Here is an 18,729-nt window from a genome sequence, read left to right as displayed (position 1 = left end):
TTTTCAAATGACAGATTTTTCCCGCAACGCACTGGTTGTAGAAGGTGGAGGCATGCGTGGTGCCTTTACCAGTGGTGTACTTGACGCGTTTTTACAACAACAGTTCAACCCATTCGATTTATATGTTGGTGTATCGTCTGGTTCAACTAATGTCGCCAACTACCTAGCAGGCCAGCAAGGCCGCACTTTAACATTTTATATTGATCATTCACTGCGTCCTGAATTTATCGATTACAAGCGCTTTTTTAAGGGCGGCGATTTACTTGATTTAAAATGGATGTGGGAAATTGGTGAGCAAGAGCATCCTCTTGATCAACAGAGTCTTTTTGCCAAAAATCCTGATTTTTATATGGTGTTGACGCATGCTAAAACAGGTCATGCAGAATATCTTCGTGCGGGTAAAGACAATTTACTCAATGCGCTTCGTGCTTCTAGCTCAATTCCAGTTTTAACGCGTCATCCCGTCGATATTATGGGTGAACCTTATTTTGATGGTGGTGTTGCAGATGCCCTACCCGTTCGCTGGACGGCTCAGCAAAGTGGCGTCAAAAAACTGTTAGTTTTACGCACTCGCCCGAAAAATTACTTCAAGGCAAGTAGTCGAGGTGATCAATTCCTAGCAAAATATGCTTTTAAACATCATTATGGTTTCGCTAGTAGCTTGCGTAGCCGCTGTGCTCGTTATAACGCTTCAGTAGATTTCGTTCGTGGTCAAAACTCAGACCAGCAAATTTTAGAAGTGTGTCCACCTCCTCTTAAAAATATGGCTGGCCGTTTAACTACCAATCCGAAAAAGCTTCGCTACAGTTATGAAGTTGGTTTAGAGACTGGCTTACAAGCCATCGAAAACTGGAATGCAATGAAATAAATCTAAATTGAGATTTCTAAAAAGAAGTCTCAATTTAACTCTAAAACCATATCAATATGTGGAATGCCACAGTCTTGGTAAACTTCACCTTGCACGTAAAAACCTAAAGCTTCGTAAAAAGCGGTCACATAGGTTTGTGCTGAAAGCTTTAAGTAAGGCAATTTATGTTGGCGCGCATATTCAATAATATGCTGCATTAAAATTTTACCTATACCCTGCTTTCGATAAGGCATTAAAACAGCAACACGCCCTACGCTATGCTGTGGCAACAAACGTGCTGTAGCGATAGGCTGCTCTTTGTCATAGACAATAAAATGTAGAACTGTGGCATCCAAGTCGTCCCATTCATCTTCAGGTGCAATTCCCTGTTCTTGGATAAAGACTTGTTCACGGATGTATTTGGCATCTTGCTCAAGCTGTTCCCAACCACCCTCTACAATTTTATACATCCATTCACCTTCCTAGCACTTGCAGCCAATATTTTCGATCGGCAACTGATCTTGTAACAACAATTCCAGCGTTTGTTTTTTAATTCCGTACATTTCTTTCAATGCTTGGATTTGAGCCATAATCTTGGCGTCAGGTTGTGAAACATTTTTGCGTTTTGTTGCCAAAATCATTTTATTTTTGCTGGTATGTTCAAGCGATACAAACTCAAAAACTTTGGTTTCATAACCATACGCTTTTAAAAGTAACGCACGTAAAGTGTCGGTTAACATCTCGGCTTGTTGTCCAGCATGAATACCAAACTGTAGCATTGGTTGTAAAACTTCTGGGCTATGTAATTGAGGGCGTAACTCTTTGTGGCAACATGGCGCACACATAATCATCGAAGCGTTTAAACGGATTCCAGTATGAATAGCAAAATCTGTCGCAATATCACATGCGTGTAAGGCAATCATTACATCCAGCTTTTCCGGTTGATAACTACGAACGTCACCTTCAAAAAAGTCTAAGTGGTTAAAATGCACTTTGTCTGCAACGTTCTGGCAAAATTCCACCAAATTACGGCGCAGCTCTACACCAGTAATCAATGGTGTTTTCTGCTGTTGTTGCAGATAATCATACAATGCAAAAGTTAAATAACCTTTCCCCGAGCCAAAATCGACAATGCGTAACTCTTGTTGAGACGCATCAATTTGTTCATAGGCACTCGCAAAAATTTCGATAAATTTATTAATCTGTTTCCATTTACGAGCCATGCTTGGAATGACCTGAGCTTTTTCATCAGTAATACCCAGCTCTTTTAAAAATGCATTTCCCTGCTGTACATAGCGCTGCTTTTCACGGTCATGCGCCTGAACCGTTTGTGTCGTATTTACCGCCTGCTTTTTACCCATATTTAATATGGCTTTTTTCTTATTTTTTTTAAGCTGAATTTCTTGAGTGGTTGAAAATAAGTTTGCTTGCTTACACTGATTGATTAAATGCTCAATCTGTTGCAAACCTTCTTGAAATGAATAGTTTTTAGTCACATCTTGGGTCGTGTGATGATATAGAGCTGAAAGCTGTTTTTGACCATGTAGCTCTACAACGCGGAAAGTGATTTTTTCCAGTTGCGCTAACTCTCCCTTATATTGGCTCAAGATCAAACGCTCAAAAGCTTGTTGGTCAAGCATTTGCTTGATTTCATAAAAGAATTGCTGTTCTTGCTCAAAGGAGAAAACCGACACGGATATACCTGAAAAATGAAGACTCATATAAAATAGAAGTTTAAAGGGTCTAGGATTAAAAATAAAATAACTTTACGACTGTTTTGTATTTCTATACATTTGTATTTTTAATCAAAAAAATTAAAGTTATGAGTAAATCTGTGTTGGAAACTTACGATCCAAAAGAAGAACTATTTAATGCCTATAGTCATGGTGCTGGTGTTGTTATGGCAGTTGTAGCTTCTATCTTTTTAATTATAAAGGGATCTTATCTTTCAACTGCTCAGTGGGTGGGTTTATGGGTATATTCATTTAGCCTAATTTTAGTTTTTACCAGTTCTACACTCTATCATTTTGCTCAAACACAAAACCTACGCTACTGGTATAAAAAACTCGACCATACTGCTATTTATTATTTAATTGCGGGAACATATACCCCGTTCTTAAGCATTGCTATACCTACGCAAAAAGCTCATATTTTACTTATTGCTCTCTGGAGCATTGCTGCAATTGGTACACTTTTCAAGTTAGTTTTTATTCATCGTTTTCAGAAAATTTCGCTACTTGCTTATGTTCTTATGGGGTGGCTTGCTGTATTTGTTATGGATGATATGCGCACCTATCTGAGTAAAGACGCGTTGATTTTGTTAATTATTGGCGGATTAGCTTATACGGTTGGAGCATTGTTTTACGCGTTAAAAAAGGTAAGATATACCCATGCGATCTGGCATATTTTTGTGCTTTTAGGTGCAGGGGCACATTTTCTTGCAATCTATTGGTACGTAGTTTAGTCCATTTTTCACTCATATTCAGTGATCCTGAAAGAGTCATGGATGATGTTCTTTCACGCTATTCTTTGAGAAAAATACGTCTTTAAAAAGAGTAGTCATTAAAAATAAATTTTAACGGATATAAGGACTTATATGGAGTCAACCTCTGCGACTGCTGCTCCTGTAGTAGCCACTAATTCAAAAACACGAGTTTTGTTTGCAAGCTTAGTCGGTACAACTATTGAGTTCTTCGACTTTTATATCTATGCAACAGCTGCCGTGATTATCTTTCCTCACCTATTTTTCCCTGCTAGTAGTGGCAGTGCCGCAGTCTTACAATCTCTGGCAACCTTTGCAATTGCCTTTATTGCTCGTCCTATCGGTGCCGCATTATTTGGCCATCTAGGAGACCGTATTGGTCGTAAAGCCACATTAGTTGCAGCTTTACTGACCATGGGTATTTCAACCGTATGTATTGGTTTACTTCCGACTTATGCTCAAATCGGGATTATCGCACCATTACTATTAGCTGTTTGTCGTTTAGGACAAGGCTTAGGTTTAGGCGGTGAATGGAGCGGCGCAGTATTATTAGCGACTGAAAACGCCCCAGAAGGTAAAAGAGCATGGTATGGCATGTTTCCACAGCTAGGTGCTCCAATTGGCTTTATTCTGGCAACAGGTTCATTCTTATTATTGAGCGCAGTTATTCCTGAGCAAGCATTTATGCAATGGGGTTGGCGTATTCCATTCATTGCCAGTGCTGTATTGGTTATTGTTGGCTTATATATTCGTTTAAAACTTCATGAAACTCCAGCTTTCCAGAAAGTCTTAGATAAGCAAAAAGAAGTTAATATTCCATTTAAAGAAGTTTTAACCAAACATACAGGTAAGCTTATTCTTGGTACAGTTGCAGCAATCTGCACCTTTGTTGTGTTCTATCTTACTACCGTATTTGCCTTAAACTGGGGAACCACTAAACTGGGTTATGCGCGTGGAGAGTTTTTAGAACTTCAATTGTTTGCCACACTTTGCTTTGCCGCATTCATTCCTTTATCGGCTATTTTTGCAGAAAAATTTGGTCGGAAAACAACTTCTATTGGCGTCTGTATCGCTGCTGCGATTTTCGGTTTGTTCTTCTCTAGTATGTTAGAGTCTGGAAATACCTTAATCGTATTCCTTTTCTTATGTACTGGCTTGGCGATTATGGGATTGACCTACGGTCCGATCGGTACAGTTCTTTCTGAACTTTTCCCAACTTCAGTTCGATATACAGGTTCAGCATTAACTTTTAACTTGGCTGGTATTTTTGGTGCATCTTTTGCCCCACTCATTGCGACTAAGCTTGCTGAAACTTATGGTTTATATGCAGTTGGTTATTATCTTACGGCTGCATCACTTTTATCATTAGTTGCGTTCTTACTCATTCGTGAAACAAAAAATGATGATGTAAATAATCAGATTTAAAGTTTTAAAGACACCCCCATAAAAAAGCCAGTTCAATTTGAACTGGCTTTTTTATACGTATATGAATTAATTCATTGATGCAGGATTTGCTGGAGCAACACTATTTGTTGCAGCTGGCGCTGTTACATTGCTTGCTGCAACTGCTGCTGGTCCTGCTACAGCTGCTTCACCGATTAAAGCAACTTTTGCTTTTTCTTGGCTTTTTGCAGAAAGAGCTGGGTTACTTGCCACAATACGATTAATGTTTGCTGAGTTTGCTGGAGCAATCGCAGTAGTTTGTAAAATAATTGGGCGATTACCTGTGTTACCCAACGTATAGCGAATACCTGTACGTGGACTAATCACTGTAGTATTTTCTTGCTTCACTACAGCTTGAGCCGAAGTTGGGCCTTTTGCTGCAAGTACTTTGTCAACCGTTGTCGTTTGAGGGGCTGAAGCTGCTTCTGCTGCAAAAACAAAACTTGGTACAGCAAGAACAGTTAAAAATAAAGGTTGTAATACTTTTTTCATTGTCTTTCCAACATACACTCTGGATGAGAAGTAAATAGCATTTAATGCTTAAAACTGCAAACATTATTCACAGGCTTACTACAAACATAAAAAAAGCAGAACAATTGTTCTGCTTTTTTTTGTGGAGGCAGATTAGATCTTACCGTGACATTGCTTATATTTTAGTCCTGAACCACATGGGCATGGGGCATTACGGCTTTCTGGAACAGGGAAAGCTTGCTGATCGGCAGACTCGTTCATGGTTTCTTGAGAAAGTGTAACTTCACCAGTTAAACCATCTACATCATCATGTTCAAAAGAAAGCTTCATCGATTCAGCTTGCTGCTGCTGTTGAGCTTCCATTTCTGCAAGTTCTTCTGGTGTTGGGATATGTACACGAGACAAATCAGTCACAACATCAGTTTTAATAATACCCAACATGTTTACGAACAGGTTGAAAGCTTCTTTCTTATATTCCTGCTCAGGGTTCTTTTGCGCATAGCCACGTAAGTGAATACCTTGACGCAAATAATCCATTGCAGCCAAGTGATCTTTCCAATGGCGATCAAGAGAGTTTAAAACGAAATGGCGCTCAAGCATTGCTGCTGATTCATCACCCATTTGAGCACGGCGCTGACGATAACGCTCAATCACTTCATCACTAATACGCTCAACCAAACCTTCTTCATCTAAACGACGATCTTGGTCTAACCATTCTTGAATTGGCAGCTCAATACCTAAATCAATACGTAAAGCATTTTCTAATCCTTCCACATCCCATTGGTCATGAATTGACTCTGGTGGAATAAAGTTAGCAATCATGCCTTGCATCACTTCACGATGCATTTCTTCAACGTATTCTTTTAAGGTATTTTCAGCTAATACTTCATCACGTTGAGAATAAATGATCTTACGCTGTTCATTATTTACATCATCGTATTTCAATAAGTTCTTACGAATATCGAAGTTACGCGCTTCAACTTTACGCTGAGCATTCTCAATCGAACGACTCACCATTTTATGTTCAATCGCCTCGTCTTCTTTCAAACCCATCGCACGCATCATACCAACGACACGGTCACCTGCGAAAATACGCATAAGGTCATCTTCAAGAGACAAATAGAAACGAGAAACACCAGGGTCACCTTGACGACCGGCACGACCACGTAACTGGTTGTCAATACGACGTGATTCATGGCGTTCAGAACCAATGATATGCAAACCACCTGCTTGCAATACATCTTCGTGGTCTTGTTCCCATTGTGCTTTTAGACGTGCTTCATCTTCTGCTGTTGGGTTTTCAAGTTTGGCAAGCTTAGCTTTCCAGTTACCACCCAAGATAATATCCGTACCACGACCAGCCATGTTAGTTGCAATCGTTACTGCATTCGGGCTACCCGCTTGAGCAATAATGTCAGCTTCACGCTCATGCTGCTTTGCATTCAAAACTTCATGATGAATACCAGCTTGCATTAGCTTAGAAGATAAAATTTCGCTGGCTTCAATGGTTGCTGTACCAATCAAAATTGGAGCAACACCCTGCTGACGAATATTCATAATTTCTTGAATAATCGCGTTATATTTGCCGTTACGGTTTAAATAAATTAAATCGTTTTGGTCGTTACGAATCATTGGACGGTGAGTTGGAATAATCACAACATCAAGACCGTAAATTTCTTTCATTTCCGCAGCTTCAGTATCAGCAGTACCTGTCATACCTGAAAGCTTTTTATAGAGACGGAAATAGTTCTGGAATGTTGTTGTCGCTAAAGTTTGGTTTTCAGGCTGAATTTCTAAGCCTTCTTTTGCTTCAACAGCTTGATGCAAACCTTCTGACCAACGACGACCCGGCATCGTACGACCCGTATGTTCATCGACAATAACCACTTCACCATCATGAATAATATAGTGAACATCACGTTGGAATAGGAAATGCGCACGAATAGCAGCAGATACATGGTGAACAAGGTTTAGGTTTGTTGCTGAATATAAGCTTTCGCCTTCAGCCAACAAGCCCATTTGAATAAGTTCTTGTTCAACAGTTTCATAACCAACTTCGGTCATTTCAACTGAACGCTGCTTTTCATCAATCCAGAAATGACCACCATCTGCTACTTTTTCTTCTTTTTGCGGATGTAATTTAGGTGGAATTGTATTGATTGCACTGTAGAGGTGTGAAGAGTCTTCACTTTGACCAGAAATAATTAATGGTGTACGAGCCTCATCAATTAAGATCGAGTCAACTTCATCGATAATGGCATAGTGCAAACCACGTTGTTTCTTTTCTGCTAAAGAAAACACCATGTTGTCACGTAAGTAGTCAAAACCGAATTCGTTATTGGTACCGTAAGTGATATCAGCAAGATAAGCTTCCGCTTTTTCTGACGGACCTTGCATTGAATAAATCGTACCAATTGATAGACCCAAAAACTCAAATAATGGGCGGTTCAACTCGGCATCACGCTGTGCCAAATAATCGTTCACAGTAATGACATGTACACCCTGGCCACTCAAAGCGTTTAAATAACACGCCAGAGTACCCATAAGGGTTTTACCTTCACCAGTACGCATCTCGGCAATCTTACCTTCATGTAAGGTAATACCACCGATTAACTGAACGTCATAGTGACGCATACCCATCACACGCTTAGCAGCTTCACGACAAACTGCAAACGCTTCTGGAAGTAATTTATCTAAACTTTCGCCATTATTATAACGTTGTTTGAATTCTGGAGTTTTTGCAGATAAGTCTGCATCGCTTAAAGCTGATATCGTCGGCTCGAGCGCATTGATTTGCTCAACAATTTTGCGCATGCGTTTGAGTTCACGCTCATTTTTTGTACCGAAGATACCTCCGATCAGACTTGCCAACATGGATAAACTCTCTAAATCTTGCTTGGTCAAATGAATAAACTTTTTCTCAGTCGTTTATTATGGTGCCAGAAATTTGAAGTACAAGGGGTTTGCACAAAACCCCTAAAAAAAATCTGATAGTTAGACGAATGGTTTTTTCATTCATCTAATCTCCCCTTAATGTGCCGAGCACCAAAAACACACCATTAACGCTCATCGATTAAGCATAACTTCCGAGAAATCTAATTTAGCAAATTTACCTTAAAGTTACATTGATTAAGCACTTAAAATAATGAGTTTTAGTCATATATATTTACACTTATATAAAAAGTTCATAATAAAATATAAAAACAATAATTTTAATCATAAAGTAAATGCTGCATATTCATTCAATCGAATAACAAATTATGCGCAATTGAGGAAAGATCATGACACTACGATTAGGAGATACTGCTCCCGATTTTCAACAAGAATCGAGTGAAGGCACAATTAATTTTTATGATTTTTTAGGGGATAGTTGGGGAATCTTATTTTCACATCCAGCCGACTATACTCCCGTATGTACAACTGAATTAGGTTATACAGCAAAATTAAAAGATGAATTTACGAAGCGTAATGTTAAAGCGATTGCTTTGTCAGTAGATGATGTAGAGTCTCACAAAGGCTGGATCAACGACATCAATGAAACACAAAACACAACTGTAAACTTTCCAATCATTGCAGATAAAGATCGTAAAGTATCTGAGCTTTATGGTTTCATCCATCCTAATGCCAGTGAAACACTCACGGTGCGTTCTTTAATAATTATTGATCCAAACAAAAAAGTTCGCTTAATTATTACCTACCCTGCTTCGACGGGCCGAAATTTTAATGAAGTCTTACGTGTTGTGGATTCATTACAATTAACAGACAAGCATAAAGTTGCTACACCAGCGAACTGGCAACAAGGCGAAGATGTCGTTATTGTGCCATCACTTAAAGATGAAGAAGAAATTAAACAACGTTTCCCTAAAGGTTATACGGCTGTTAAACCTTATTTACGCCTCACGCCACAGCCAGAAAGCAATAAAACCGACTAAAGGTTTTATTGCTTGCAAGACAAACGAAGTGCGTAGGCAAAACTTTGAAAAGTTAGCTACAAGACAAGCGAAGCGCGTAGGCAAGCATCTGAAAAATTCCCTACAAGACAAATGCAGTGCGTAGGCACACTTAGATTAAATATCACACCCGAAAAAGTCATCCAGAGTGATGGCTTTTTTATTTATGTATTGAATACTCATGGTTTTTATTGCTCAGATCAGTTATAACTCGAAATGATTCGGTAAAAAAATAAAAATCATGATCTATAAAATTCATCATTTAAAGTGTGGCAGTATGTGCCCAGTTTGTGCACCCTTATTTGGACAAAAAGGCTTCCGAGCTGAGGTAATCTGTCATTGTCTTTTAGTTGAAACTGATCGAGGCTTAGTGCTTATCGATACTGGCTTTGGCTTGCAAGATTACTTACATATGAAACAGCGCCTAGGCTCATTAGTTAAACGCTTAGGCAATATTGAGCATAATCTTGAATTTAGTGCGATCCAACAAATTCAAAAGCTCGGGTTTAGCCCCAAAGATGTACAGCATATTTTTGTCACTCATCTTGATTTCGACCATGCTGGTGGTATCTCAGATTTTCCTCATGCCACAGTTCATGTTTTAGCAGCAGAATACAACGCTGCCCAACTTCCAAATTTTAAAGGCAAACTTCGCTATAGAACCAATCAATATAAAGATCATCGGTATTGGAACTTCGTTGAATATCAAAAAGGTGAAGCATGGTTCAACCTCGAAAAAGTTAAAGGTTTTCCGCTGTTTCAAGATGAAATTTTAATGATACCGCTGTTAGGACATACAGCTGGACATTGCGGGATTGCCATAAAGCAACAAAATCAATGGGTATTATTTTGTGGAGATGCCTACTACTCACACCTAGAGTTAAACCCTAAAAATAAATTAAGATCACTTGATCTGGTGGAAAAAACATTTGCAGAAGACAATCAAAAGCGTCTTTTTAATCTCAAGCGTTTACAGCATTTAGCTCAACATGAACCCACGATTGAAATAATTTGTGCTCACGACCCTGATGAGCTTAAACGGTATCAAACATGAAAAAATTATCGCTCCTTACACTTGTCATCTGTATAAGTTTACAAGGATGTATGCAGCACGAAAGTATCGCCCATGAGCATCGACCACAAGATTGGGGAAGCTTAGTTTCTCAGACTCATAACTTTTATCAAATTAGTAATGATGTTTATCGCAGTGAACAACCTGATACAGCAATGATTTCTGAATTAAAGAATCATCAAATTGGAACGATCATTAATTTAAGAGCCAAAGACGCAGATAGTTTAGTTTTTAAAAATGAAAATTTTAATCTTGTACATATTCCTATCAACACTTGGGCAATTGACCGACAAGATCTCTTAGAAGTCATGCAACAAATCAAAATTGCCAAGCAGAATGATCAGCGCGTTTTATTGCACTGCTACCATGGTTCAGATCGTACAGGGGCCAGCGTTGCCATGTATCGCATTATTTTTGAAAATTGGGCAATTGATGATGCGGTTAAGGAAATGAAACAAGGGGGTTACGGTTATCATATTATTTGGAAGAACATTGACCGATTATTTACACCTGAAAATGTAAAATGGATTCAACAGCAACTGTCGAATCCATCTTAGTGACATCTTGAGTGGAATTTTTAATTTGGTTAACGTTGGTCTAACGGTACCCAGTCAATCACCCACGCTGATTTCATGTTTAAACTTGAATCAGAAGTAATTTTCTTACGAGCAGCATCTGCTGTATCACGGTCTTTTGCAGGTCCAACCATAATACGAATACCCTTACTGGTTGGGCTTGTAGTGACCTTATAGCCTTTAGCTCGTAATTTAGAAACAACTGCATCTGCATTGGCTTGGTTAGCAGCCAAAGCGACTTGAACCATCCACTTTTTATCGCCATTTTCAAGCAGTTCACGTGCTTTTTCAGCTTCAGCTTTTTTCTCAGCTTCAGCTTTTCGTTTAGCATCAGAGGCTTTTTTATCAGCTTCTGCTTGTCGTTTGGCTTCAGCAGCTTTCTTGTCTGCTTCTGCTTGGCGTTTTGCTTCAGCAGCTTTTTTATCTGCTTCTGCCTGTCGTTTAGCTTCAGCTGCTTTCTTGTCTGCTTCTGCTTGGCGTTTTGCTTCAGTTGCTTTTTTGTCTGCTTCTGCCTGTCGTTTAGCTTCAGCTGCTTTCTTGTCTGCTTCTGCTTGGCGTTTTGCTTCAGCAGCTTTTTTGTCTGCATCTATTTTTGAAGTATCAGTTGTTTTATTCACCGTATTGGTTTGCTGGTTTTTAGCTTTCGCCTCACCCACTAACTCCGGTGGAATATTATCTGAACTTTCTTGAGCCGCTGTACGGCGCGCATTGATCGCAGCGTACTCTGCTGCAGCTTTACGAGCAGCATCAGCTTCAGCTTGCTGCTGCATTGCTAAGAACTCAGCTGCACGTGCTTCTTGTTCAGCAACGGCCTTTTCACGCGCACGACGCTGTTCTTCTAGCAAACGTTTTTCAGTTTCAACATCAACCGCAAGCGGTTGTAGTTGTACCATTTGCCCTTCAGTTGTCTGTTTTGGTTTAGTTTGAGTTTTTGGCGATGTGGATGCGGATGGTTGAGCTTCAACCTGTTTTATTTCCTCATTTCCTTTTAGAAGCAATGCTGCCAATAAAACACCACCTCCTAGTAAAACAACGCCACCCATCCAGCGTTGTTTGTTATTCATTGACATTCTTCCAAATACTCCCAAATCGCTTCTAAAGTATGAAACGAACCACAGGCCAAAATCAGCTGATTGTTATTTGTTTGCTCAAGCGCTGATTTAAAAGCCTCTTTGATATTGCCATATTGTTGTACTGTCTGGCCTTGCAAGGCATCATTGAGTTGCTGAATCGGTGCAGCACGCGGCACATTCAATTCAGCAATTTTCCAATGTAAAACAGTAGGTTTCAATAAATCGACTACTGATTTTATATCTTTATCTGCCAGCATTGAAAATACTGCGACAACTTCTGTGTACTGTTTATTGTATTCTAAGAAATTTCGCAATTGCTTTAACAAAAATTCAACACCATGAGGATTGTGTCCGGCATCAAAAATTATCGTTTTCCCGTCCACTTGGCGCTGTTCAAAACGCCCTGCTAAGCGAGCAGATTGAATACCTTTTTCTAATGCTGACTGAGAAATCTCAAGTCCGCTATTTAAAATGGCCGCAACTGCTCCTGCAATATTTTCAATCGCTAATGTACCTAAAGGAAGTTTTAAAGTGGTTCCTTCCGAAGCAAAGTACCAGTTTTGTCCATCTTCTGCGAGCTTATAAAAATAATCACGATTAACGGTATATAAGTCTGCTTGTGAACTTTGTGCTTTATCCTGAATTGCTTGCGGTAATTGTTGCTCACCCGCGAAGATAACTGGAATATGTGAACGAATAATGCCTGCTTTTTCAAAAGCAATTTTTTCGATGGTATCGCCTAGCCAATCTGTGTGATCTAGGCCAATATTAGTAATCACTGCAATGTCGGGATCAATCACATTGACGACATCTAAACGTCCGCCCAGACCAACTTCGAGCACCCATACATCACATTGTTGTTGTTTAAAAATAACAAAAGCAGCCAAAGTGGTTGCTTCAAAAAAAGATAAGCTTAAATCACAATCGCGACGAGCCTGATCAACTTGAACAAAAGCATCAATCAGACTTTGATCATCGACTTCAACTCCACCTAACTTAACTCGCTCATTAAAGCGATAGATATGCGGTGACTGATATAACCCAACTTTATAACCCTGTGCGTTTAATATCGCAGCCAGTGTGGTTGTGGTTGAGCCTTTACCATTCGTTCCGGCTACTGTAAAAACTTTAGCATTAGGCTGAGTTACACCCAGCTTTTCTGCAACAGGAATTACACGTTCCAGACCAAGATCTATCCCTGTAACGTGAACATGGCTCCAATAATTGAGCCATGTATCTAAAGAGTCTATTGAAAGTGGAGCTTGTTGGTTCAAGGTAAGTTCATCAATTTCGATACAAGTCGAGATACAGTATCACGTAAAGCATGACGATGAACAATCTGATCGATTACACCATGATCAAGCAAATATTCAGCACGTTGGAACGGTTCTTCAAGAGTTTCACGTACAGTCTGCTCAATTACACGCTTACCAGCAAAGCCAATCATCGCTTTAGGTTCAGCAATATGAATATCACCCAACATTGCTAAAGAAGCTGTTACACCACCATACACAGGATGTGTTAACACAACGATATATGGTAAGCCAGCATCTTTTAATTTTTGAATCGCGGCAGAAGTACGCGCCATTTGCATAAGCGACAACATACCTTCTTGCATACGCGCGCCGCCAGAAGCTGCGAAACAGATTAATGGCTGACGTTTTTCAATTGCAAGCTCGGCAGCCTTTACAAAACGGTCACCTACAACTGTACCCATTGAGCCGCCCATAAAGTCGAACTCAAAAGCACATGCAATCATATCTACGCCATTTAAGTTACCTTGCATGGCAATTAATGCTTCCGTTTCACCAGTTTTGCTTTGCGCTTCACGCATACGATCTGGATACGGTTTAGAGTCAACAAACTTTAATGGATCTTTAGCAGTAAATTCTTGACCCAATTCAGTTACAACATTATCGAAGAACCAGTTCAAGCGGTCACGAGCTTTCATTCGTAAGTGTTCGTCGCATTGCGGACAAACATATGCATTGAAAGAAATTGCTGTACGTGTCACTAGTGCATGACATTCAGGACATTCAATCGTTGGCTCAGTAAATGTTGCTTTGAGAATTTGTTGCTCATCTGCGACTTCAATACCTGGAACCGGACGTTTTGTCCATGGTGTCGAAGGGCTAAGAACTTTCCCTGGTTTCACTTCTTGATTCATACTAACTCATCGAGCGCTGCTCGAAGCTCCTTGACTTTACTCACCGTCTGTTCAACAGCGTCATCCGCTGCCAACGTTGCAAAATTTTTAACGAAAGCACTACCCACAATCACGGCATCAGCAACATTACCCATTGCTTTTGCTGAAGCGGCATCACTAATACCAAAACCAACACCCACTGGAATATTAGTGGCATTTTTGATTTTTTGAATACGTGCAGCAGCTTCTGCCGTATCAAGTGTTGCTGCTCCAGTTACACCCTTAAGTGAAACGTAGTAAATAAAACCACTTGCCTGATTTGTCACATGTTGAATGCGTTGATCTGTAGAAGTTGGTGCAAGTAAGAAAATTTGGTCCATATCATGTTGTTTCAACACAGCACCAAATTCTTTTGACTCTTCTGGTGGTAAATCCACAAGTAATAAGCCATCTACACCACATTGTTTCGCATGAGAAACAAACTTCTCGTAACCAATCACTTCAACCGGATTGAGATAACCCATTAAAACAACAGGTGTTTCCTGATCCTGCTCACGGAACTCTTTTACCATGTTGAGTGCATCCAACGTGTTAGTCCCTGCTGCAAGCGCACGTTCAGCTGCAAGCGCAATTACCGGACCATCAGCCATTGGATCTGAAAATGGTAAACCAAGCTCAATGACATCTACTCCTGCTGCAACCATTTTATGCAGTAACGGAACCGTTACTTGTGGCTGTGGATCACCCGCCATAACATAAGATACAAGCGCTTTACGTTGTTGGGACTTAAGCTTTTCAAAACGGGTGGCAAGACGTGACATAGGGTTGTGCTTTCCTTGAATTATTTAAAATTGAGGAGTTGTTTGTAGAAATACAAGAACATCGCATTTTAACGCTATTTTTTGTCCATTGAACAGGTCTAACGTTATGGCGATATTCGATTGTATGATTCATACAACCCATGGTGTACATTTATCAATATTTTGAAACTTTTCTCAATGATCAAAGCTTCCTATTTTCGAGCCATTATTAGATCTCCATATGATCAAAAAACAATCATGCAAAACTTATTTCTCAATATTTTTATTGGCGAGTTGTAATTCCTTTTTCCGCGTGAGTAAAGTTTGTCCTGTCAAATTTTTATGAGCCCGTGCAAGTGCCGACTGATCCGAATATCCCAACTGTTCAGCAATTGTGGTGAGGCTCTCATTTTGGTGAAGTAATATTTCACAGCGTTTCATGCGTTCAGTATCTAAAATTAATTTAAATGAAGTATTTAATGACTGTAATTGACGCTGCAAGCTTCGTACTGAAATATTCAACTCAATAGCAATATCCTCTATTTTCGGGGCTTGTTGCTTGTGTTTGAAATATTCATGAACAATCCAATGTATTTGCTGGGCTAAATCTGTATGTATTTTCCGCTGAGCCAATGCCTCTTCTGCTTGTTTCACTAAAAGTTGCATTAAGCTGGGGTCTGCGTGTCGAGGGCGAACATTCAATCCTTCACTTGCAAAAGTTAATGCATAGTAAGGTTGTTCAAATGACAATTTGCATTGAAAGAAACGCTGATAATGTACCAATGGACCACGTGAGCGGTGCACAAACTCAACATGCTGCAAGAGAAAATCATGGAAAGGGGCAATTTGTTTAGCAAGCTGTACCATAGCAGCTAAAGTCAGCTCACAAAGTATGATATTACTGGCATCAACCAAAGGCCAATACAAACGAATGTTAGAAGCATCTTGTTCAACTTGCATAGGCACGACTTGCTCACCGTCAATCACGAGACGATGAAATTTCATGACATATTCAAGAACCTCTGCAAAGCTCCCACTCCGAGAAGCCATATATCCCAGTACACCAAAATTGGCAGGTGTAATACAAGTTGCCATTTCTAGGGCTAAATTAGAAACTTGTAGACGAGACTCTGTCAGCTCTAAAAGTTCAAGAAAAAAGTTTAAAGAAGATTGAGCATCAATAGATGAAGCTAAAATATTTTGAACTTGACGGGCCTGAACATCTGTAAGGTTTAATACCTGCCAATCGATTCCTTTTTCTTTTAGATAAGTATTCCAAAGATAAAAGTAGCCATTTGAAATCGTAAAATCCAGCATGGCTCATCCTTTTTTTAATGCCATCTTGTCGCAAACTGTATAAAAATTGGCAATAACTGTCAAAAAAAAGCCGACTATTAGCGACATACTAATGAACATGTTAGATGCGAGAAATAAAAATATGAACGCACATGTTTCTTATCAGGTCGAGCCAGTGGTTCGTAAAGATCTGGATTTTCATTTAAACGAAGCGCCTCGCTTTTGGTTTAATAATGATCCTTTTTTGACTCGTATGTTTGATGCGCTCAGCTTAACCTTTCCAGATGGAGAGCGTTATTTTATTGAATGTGTCCGTATGTTCCGAGATAAAATTGATGATCCTGAACTACAAAAACGGGTTGCAGACTTTATTAAACAAGAAGCTCAACACGGTATTGCACATGACAAAATGAATCAGCTCATGAAAGAGCAAGGCATGCCTGTTGACCAGTTCACAGCTACACTTAAAAGAATTTTTCGTTTTGAACTCACCAAACGCTCACCGCAATACAATATTGCAATGACGGCAGCAGCTGAACATTTAACTGCATTAATGGCAGAAACTTTTTATAGCCATAAAAAAACTTTGGAAAATGCTCACCCCTATGTTCGAGCGCTATTCGCGTGGCATGCCATTGAAGAAATGGAGCACCGCGATGTTGCTTTTGATGTCATGAAACAAGTAGGTGAAGTTCCTGAGTCGACTCGTCGTTTTGTCTTGGTTCTTACGACAGTACTGATGTTTGGCTTTACACTTTACCGCACGAATATCATGTTGAAATGTGATGGCTTTAGTCCAAGAGAAAGACTCTTGATGAATCTTAAAGGTTTACCTTGGTTCTTTGGCAAAAATGGCACATTAACCGCTATGAAAAACCAATATTTAGATTGGTTTAAAAAAGACTTTCATCCAAGTCAGCATCCAGTCATTCGTCAATATCCTGTTTGGATTGAAACACTCGAAAAGACCAATGATCCTATTGCAGCTGGTGAGGCATTCTGGCAAGCAGGTTTATAACCTGCTTGTTACCATTTTGCATAATGTTGTTCTAGTAAACCGTATTGCTCATTGCAATTGATGATATCGGTTGCCTCATGCTCAATCGTGCCGCTCATTTTAGCTTGCCACTGATTGAACTGGCTGCCGATCATTCTTAAATTAATATTTTCGTATCGGCACCAACCAATATGCACTTGTAGATTAAGTTTTTGATCTAAAGAGCTAATTTGCCAAAGTTCATCATTTACTTTTTCAAATAAAACATCAGTCAGTGGAAATAAAACTCCGTTAATCCATAAGCAGTTTTCATTACCAAAGCTTTCATTAACCCCTGAAGCTAAATTTAAACCGATACGCCGCCCTTGATCATCCCAGAAATTACATGAAAGCCAGAACCAAGCCGTTTCAGGTCGCAAAAAACCGCAAGTATCATCTAAAGAGGCAAATGTCTTTTCATCAAATTGTACGACTTGGTTTTGCTTATTAATAAACATTCCCTCTACAGCCAATGTGGTCTGCTTTTGGGTATAAGTCCAACCATTGATGCCAGTTGGTGTACACAAACTTAATATATCGGTTCCAGCACAAAAAATACGAGCGCTAAGTTGAATCTCACCATATTTAGTGACTCGAATGTATCGCACACCATTGGCATGCTGGATATCAAACTGATAAGGAGATTTAGAAAAATAACTTTGATTAAACAAAGGCTGTTCATCAAGATACGTCTTGTGACCTAACGGCTGAATAGCATTCCACTCAATGACTTGCCCTGTTTCATGGTCATAGATATAGAAAAAACCGTGTCCGACCCAGCCAATATCTGCAATGGCCAGACCAATACTATAATGTTTATGTTGAATGCCACAGAATTTAAACTTCTTATATTTTAATTGTTTGCGCCAGCCTTTTAGGACTTTGCCATAAGGAGTTTTATAAATATAACGTTGGACATGAATGGTGGACGGTACAGATTCAAAACGCCCATAACGAGGCTGTCCATTTTCTTGAATTAAATCCATTTACCCACTTCCATATGAATATTAGATTTCAAATGACCTATCCCACAGTCAAATATGTATTTTCCCAAATTGTTGCAGCAAAATCGCCTTTTATTAAATGAATATAACGGCCTGCCACGCAATCTATCGCTAAACAGTCATCAATATCAATGACCCGGTCTGTATGTGCTTTTTGCCACTGCCGATCTATAAATTGTTTACCTAATTGTTTGGCAACTACCGTGTTGGGTGCCACCACAAACTCATAACGATGAAGTTCACCGAATTCACTTGCATTATATCCACCTAGATTAATTAAATATAACTTTAAATCATCTGGTTGTGGAGCAGCATCTGTAAAATGAATTTGATAGTTCTGTCCTTGAGAACTAACTCCTGAGAGCTTAGCCCAAGCATCAATATGTAATCCTTGAGCCTCACCAAACCAAGCTTGTTTAAGTTGAGGATAAACTTCTTCCAAAGTATCTCCTACAGCCATGACCACATCATGAACTTCTGTATTAGCACGTGCATGACGCCCGCCCAACATCACCATAAACAAGCTTGGCATTG

18 protein-coding genes are annotated in these 18,729 nt (G+C 39.5%); 7 read left to right on the top strand and 11 right to left on the bottom strand.

Translation table 11 applies throughout. From position 1 onward, the window contains the following. Nucleotides 1-7: 7 nt before the first annotated feature. Complete coding sequence (locus AAC388_RS03025) at nt 8-868, top strand: patatin family protein (protein WP_068612086.1); 861 nt, start codon at nt 8-10, stop codon at nt 866-868. Between the two features lie 29 nt (nt 869-897). Here the strand turns inward: AAC388_RS03025 and AAC388_RS03020 are convergent, their stop codons facing one another. Next, nucleotides 898-1,317 carry a GNAT family N-acetyltransferase gene (locus AAC388_RS03020; protein WP_069036196.1) on the bottom strand — a complete coding sequence of 140 codons (420 nt, stop codon included), beginning with the start codon at nt 1,315-1,317 and terminating at the stop codon, nt 898-900. Between the two features lie 12 nt (nt 1,318-1,329). Beyond that, complete coding sequence (locus tag AAC388_RS03015; protein ID WP_342371171.1) at nt 1,330-2,541, bottom strand: SAM-dependent methyltransferase; 1,212 nt, start codon at nt 2,539-2,541, stop codon at nt 1,330-1,332. Nucleotides 2,542-2,669: 128 nt separating this feature from the next. Between AAC388_RS03015 and AAC388_RS03010 the strand changes: the two genes are divergently transcribed. Together AAC388_RS03010 and AAC388_RS03005 are read left to right on the top strand one after the other, a co-directional pair. Beyond that, nucleotides 2,670-3,311 (top strand): hemolysin III family protein, encoded by a 642-nt coding sequence (locus tag AAC388_RS03010; protein ID WP_031944657.1) that lies wholly within the window; start codon nt 2,670-2,672, stop codon nt 3,309-3,311. Between the two features lie 132 nt (nt 3,312-3,443). After that, the gene (locus AAC388_RS03005) at nt 3,444-4,754 is read left to right on the top strand and encodes an MFS transporter (protein ID WP_005072730.1); all 1,311 of its coding nucleotides are present in this window, start codon (nt 3,444-3,446) and stop codon (nt 4,752-4,754) included. A gap of 66 nt (nt 4,755-4,820) precedes the next feature. Here the strand turns inward: AAC388_RS03005 and AAC388_RS03000 are convergent, their stop codons facing one another. Continuing rightward, nucleotides 4,821-5,264 (bottom strand): hypothetical protein, encoded by a 444-nt coding sequence (locus AAC388_RS03000; protein WP_002116535.1) that lies wholly within the window; start codon nt 5,262-5,264, stop codon nt 4,821-4,823. 132 nt (nt 5,265-5,396) lie between these two features. Further along, complete coding sequence (secA, locus tag AAC388_RS02995; RefSeq protein ID WP_060466018.1) at nt 5,397-8,117, bottom strand: preprotein translocase subunit SecA; 2,721 nt, start codon at nt 8,115-8,117, stop codon at nt 5,397-5,399. Nucleotides 8,118-8,524: 407 nt separating this feature from the next. On the opposite strand from secA, the gene AAC388_RS02990 reads away from it, so the two are divergent. From AAC388_RS02990 to AAC388_RS02980, 3 genes are all read left to right on the top strand, one after another. Beyond that, nucleotides 8,525-9,175 carry a peroxiredoxin gene (locus AAC388_RS02990; protein WP_342371170.1) on the top strand — a complete coding sequence of 217 codons (651 nt, stop codon included), beginning with the start codon at nt 8,525-8,527 and terminating at the stop codon, nt 9,173-9,175. A 259-nt stretch (nt 9,176-9,434) separates the two neighbouring features. Next, on the top strand, nt 9,435-10,247 hold the full coding sequence (locus tag AAC388_RS02985; protein WP_176563845.1) for an MBL fold metallo-hydrolase: 813 nt from the start codon (nt 9,435-9,437) through the stop codon (nt 10,245-10,247). After that, the gene (locus AAC388_RS02980; protein WP_032005523.1) at nt 10,244-10,822 is read left to right on the top strand and encodes a dual specificity protein phosphatase family protein; all 579 of its coding nucleotides are present in this window, start codon (nt 10,244-10,246) and stop codon (nt 10,820-10,822) included. The genes AAC388_RS02985 and AAC388_RS02980 overlap by 4 nt, the downstream gene beginning before the upstream one ends. 29 nt (nt 10,823-10,851) lie before the next feature. Here AAC388_RS02980 and AAC388_RS02975 read toward each other — a convergent pair whose 3' ends face one another. The 5 genes from AAC388_RS02975 to AAC388_RS02955 all read right to left on the bottom strand — a co-directional run bounded on the left by AAC388_RS02975 (nt 10,852) and on the right by AAC388_RS02955 (nt 16,176). Continuing rightward, nucleotides 10,852-11,910, bottom strand: a complete 1,059-nt coding sequence (locus AAC388_RS02975) for an SPOR domain-containing protein (protein WP_002116434.1) — start codon at nt 11,908-11,910, stop codon at nt 10,852-10,854. Beyond that, entirely contained in the window at nt 11,901-13,187 is a 1,287-nt protein-coding gene (gene folC / locus AAC388_RS02970) for a bifunctional tetrahydrofolate synthase/dihydrofolate synthase (RefSeq protein ID WP_342371169.1), read from the bottom strand. Before folC ends, AAC388_RS02975 begins: the two co-directional genes overlap by 10 nt. Beyond that, complete coding sequence (gene accD / locus AAC388_RS02965; protein WP_002116475.1) at nt 13,184-14,080, bottom strand: acetyl-CoA carboxylase, carboxyltransferase subunit beta; 897 nt, start codon at nt 14,078-14,080, stop codon at nt 13,184-13,186. Before accD ends, folC begins: the two co-directional genes overlap by 4 nt. Continuing rightward, nucleotides 14,077-14,880: a tryptophan synthase subunit alpha gene (trpA, locus tag AAC388_RS02960; protein ID WP_002116163.1), complete on the bottom strand. Its 804-nt coding sequence runs from the start codon at nt 14,878-14,880 to the stop codon at nt 14,077-14,079. The genes accD and trpA overlap by 4 nt, the downstream gene beginning before the upstream one ends. A gap of 246 nt (nt 14,881-15,126) precedes the next feature. Further along, nucleotides 15,127-16,176, bottom strand: a complete 1,050-nt coding sequence (locus AAC388_RS02955) for an AraC family transcriptional regulator ligand-binding domain-containing protein (protein ID WP_336016828.1) — start codon at nt 16,174-16,176, stop codon at nt 15,127-15,129. A gap of 121 nt (nt 16,177-16,297) precedes the next feature. On the opposite strand from AAC388_RS02955, the gene AAC388_RS02950 reads away from it, so the two are divergent. Then, nucleotides 16,298-17,173: a metal-dependent hydrolase gene (locus AAC388_RS02950; RefSeq protein WP_005072715.1), complete on the top strand. Its 876-nt coding sequence runs from the start codon at nt 16,298-16,300 to the stop codon at nt 17,171-17,173. Between the two features lie 8 nt (nt 17,174-17,181). Here AAC388_RS02950 and AAC388_RS02945 read toward each other — a convergent pair whose 3' ends face one another. Beyond that, nucleotides 17,182-18,177 carry a DUF2804 domain-containing protein gene (locus AAC388_RS02945; RefSeq protein WP_342371168.1) on the bottom strand — a complete coding sequence of 332 codons (996 nt, stop codon included), beginning with the start codon at nt 18,175-18,177 and terminating at the stop codon, nt 17,182-17,184. Nucleotides 18,178-18,214: 37 nt separating this feature from the next. Beyond that, nucleotides 18,215-18,727: a DUF1543 domain-containing protein gene (locus AAC388_RS02940; protein WP_001139544.1), complete on the bottom strand. Its 513-nt coding sequence runs from the start codon at nt 18,725-18,727 to the stop codon at nt 18,215-18,217. Nucleotides 18,728-18,729 lie beyond the last annotated feature (2 nt).

The sequence above is a fragment of the Acinetobacter sp. D009 genome (assembly GCF_038562025.1).
In the GTDB taxonomy this organism is placed as follows: Bacteria; Pseudomonadota; Gammaproteobacteria; order Pseudomonadales; family Moraxellaceae; genus Acinetobacter; species Acinetobacter pittii.
This window is presented reverse-complemented; position numbering and strand designations above follow the sequence as displayed.